Below are 340 nucleotides of genomic sequence, written 5' to 3' on the forward strand. Positions count from 1 at the left end.
GAAATTGAAATCGCAGTGAAGATGCTGTGTACCCGCGGCTAGACGGAAAGACCCCGTGAACCTTTACTATAGCTTTACACTGGATGCTGATGTTGTCTGTGTAGGATAGCTGGGAGGCTTTGAAACCACGTCGCCAGATGTGGTGGAGCCAACCTTGAAATACCAGCCTGACATCATTGGCGTTCTAACTCAGGTCCGTTATCCGGATCGAGGACAGTGTATGGTGGGTAGTTTGACTGGGGCGGTCTCCTCCTAAAGAGTAACGGAGGAGCACGAAGGTACCCTCAGCACGGTTGGAAATCGTGCATTGAGTGCAAGAGCATAAGGGTGCTTGACTGCG

General features: G+C 51.5%; 1 rRNA gene. It reads left to right on the forward strand.

Features of this window, described 5'->3' with window-relative positions:
• Nucleotides 1–340, forward strand: a 23S ribosomal RNA gene (locus tag HXS66_RS17255); the annotation flags it as partial.

This window comes from Cobetia sp. 5-11-6-3 (assembly GCF_013374055.1).
GTDB lineage: Bacteria > Pseudomonadota > Gammaproteobacteria > Pseudomonadales > Halomonadaceae > Cobetia > Cobetia marina.